The organism is Streptomyces hygroscopicus subsp. hygroscopicus (genome assembly GCF_001553455.1).
Taxonomy (GTDB): domain Bacteria; phylum Actinomycetota; class Actinomycetes; order Streptomycetales; family Streptomycetaceae; genus Streptomyces; species Streptomyces hygroscopicus.
The window spans coordinates 1-2,665 of record NZ_BBOX01000069.1 but is presented as its reverse complement, the minus strand read 5'-3'; the positions used below and the strand labels follow the sequence as shown (position 1 = coordinate 2,665).

Below are 2,665 nucleotides of genomic sequence, written 5' to 3'. Positions count from 1 at the left end.
GCCGCAGGCGTGATCGGCACGGCAGGATTGATTCGGCTCGTGCCCCTGCTTAGCGTCCCGCATGAAGGGCAAGAAGAATCCCCACGTACCGCACGACCCCACCAAGGGAGCCCGCATGAAGCTCGCCTTCTCCACCCTCGGCGTCCCCGGTATGCCTGTGCCCGACGTGGCCCGGCTCGCCGCCGGGGCCGGGTACCACGGCGTCGAGCTGCGTGCCCACCCCGAGGAGCCGGTGCACCCGGGGATCGGGGCGGACGAACGGGCCAGGGTGGCGGCCGAGTTCCGGGACGCCGGGGTCGAGATCCTCACCGTCGCCGGTTATGTGCGCGCCGCCCAGGCCGGGCCGGACGAGCCGGTGCTGACCGGGCTCGGGGAGCTGCTGGAGCTCGCCCACGACCTGGGCGCCCGCAACGTCCGGGTCTTCCCCGGCGGCGGGGAGCAGAGCCCGGAGGAGGCCGACGCCACGGCCGCCCGGCGGCTCGCGGCCGCCGCGCCCCGCGCCGCCGACCTCGGCGTACGGCTGCTGCTCGAGACCCACGACTCGCACCGGACGGGCGCCGACGCGGCCCGGGTCCTCGGGCTCGTGGGGCACGGCAGCGTCGGGGCGATCTGGGATGTGATGCACACCTGGCTGGGCGGTGAGGATCCGGCCACCAGCTATCCGGCGCTCTTCCCGCACCTGGGCTACGTCCAGGTCAAGGACATCGCCTCGGCCGACGACACCACCCCGCTGCCGCTCGGCGAGGGGGTGCTGCCGCTGACCGAGTGCGTGGAGCTGCTCAGCCGTGAGGGCTGGGACGGCTGGTTGTGCTGGGAGTACGAGAAGCGGTGGTACCCGCAGGCGCGAGAGCTGCCGGAGCTGCTGCCCGCCGGTCGCGAGCACCTCCTACGGCTGCTGACGGACGCCGCCTGAGCGCGGCACCCGCGGACTGTACGGGCCGGACGGGCGCACGGCGAGGGCTATGTGCACAGGTCGCATGGGTTGCGTGGCTCGCATGGGTCGAGCATCGGGCGCCCGGACCTTGTAGCACCAGCGCGGATGTCTTCATGATTGGATGCAGCATCCGTTAAAGAAGCGGCATCGGTTGAAGGTGAGAGGGGGCGGCCCGTGTTGGATCTGGCCCGGCTGCGGGCTCTGCACGCGGTGTCCGTGCACGGCTCGGTCAGCGCCGCCGCCATCGCGCTCGGCTACACCCCGTCCGCCGTATCGCAGCAGATCGCCAAGTTGGAGCGGGAGACCCGGACGACCCTCCTGGAGCGGCAGGGCCGCGGCGTCGCGCTGACCGACGAGGCGCGGCATCTGGCCGCCACCGCCCAGCAGCTGCTCGCCATCGTCGAGGAGGCCGAGACCACCCTGGAGGAGCGGCGCGGACAGCCGACGGGCCGGCTGGTGATCGGCGCCTTCGCCTCGGCGGCGCGCGGGCTGATGCCCGTGGTGCTGGCCGCGCTCGTGGCCGAACACCCCTCCCTGGACGCCCGGCTGCTCGAGGTGGACCCGCATCTGTCGGTGGACCTGGTGGCGCAGGGGGTCATCGACCTGGCCGTGGCCCACGACTGGGACATCGCCCCACTGCCCGCTCCGGAGGGACAGGAACGGGCGGCCATCGGGGACGATCTGTGCGATCTGCTCGTCCCGGCCGGACATTCGCTCACCCGGCTCGCCGCACGGCGCCCGCTGCGCCGCGAGGACCTGCCGGGTCAGCGGTGGATCTGCCAGCCGCCGGGGTCGGTGTGCCACGACTGGCTGGTCCGCACGCTGCGGGCGTCGGGCCACGAGCCGGACCTGGCGTACCAGGCGGCGGAGAACCACACCCAGATCGCCCTGGTGGCGGCCGGTCTCGGCGTCGCGCTCATGCCCCGCCTGGGGCGCGGTCCGCTGCCGGACGGGGTGCTGGCGCTGCCCTTGGAGCCGGTCCCGGTACGGCGGCTGTACGCCCTGTGGCGCACCGGCGCGGCCCGCCGCCCCGCCATCACCGAAACGGTGCGGCTGCTCCACGATCTGTGGCCCCGGCGCACGGGCTGACGCCCACCCCGCACGAACTGCCCTACGCGAGCTGCCCCACGCGGGCTGCCCCGCACGAGCCCCACACGGGCGGCCCCGCACGAGCCGCCCCACACAGGCGGCCCCACACGAGCCACCCCGCACGAGCGGCCCCACGCAGGCTGCCCCACGCCCACCCCACACGAGCTGTCCCACACAGGCTGCCCCACACGGGCCGAGCGCGGCGCGGCGGGCGGCCACCTCGGGATCGTCCGCCGGCGCGAGCACCGCCGTGCCCAGCGCCGGAGCCATGGCCTCCGCCGCGGGCAGATGGCAGCGGACACCGAGCCCCCGTACCGCCGGTAGCGCGTACCGCACAGACCAGAATCGATGCCCGTAAGCGACCGAGCCCCCGTACCGCGGTAGCGCGGGGGCGCCGGACGGCCGTCCTCGACGAGCCTTTTCCCTCACCGCGCCCGGCCGATATGGAGCACCTTTCCTTGACCCGGGCCGGGTTGGTGTCCCAGCGTGTCCTGCACACCTCCGGCACACCTCCGGCCGCCCCTGCGAACGTTCCACGGAAGGAATGCGGGTGCCTACGTCCACGTCCCGCCGCGCCCTGCTCACCGCCGCCCTGGCCGCCGCCTCGGCCGGTGCCTGCAGCGGGCCGGCGAACAGCTCCGC

General features: G+C 74.4%; 2 protein-coding genes. Both read left to right on the top strand.

Features of this window, described 5'->3' with window-relative positions; all coding sequences use genetic code 11:
* Nucleotides 1–115 precede the first annotated feature (115 nt).
* Entirely contained in the window at nt 116–913 is a 798-nt protein-coding gene (locus AXW62_RS08460; RefSeq protein WP_030841655.1) for a sugar phosphate isomerase/epimerase family protein, read from the top strand.
* Between the two features lie 195 nt (nt 914–1,108).
* Nucleotides 1,109–2,023, top strand: a complete 915-nt coding sequence (locus AXW62_RS08455) for a LysR family transcriptional regulator (protein ID WP_060943956.1) — start codon at nt 1,109–1,111, stop codon at nt 2,021–2,023.
* Nucleotides 2,024–2,665: the final 642 nt, after the last annotated feature.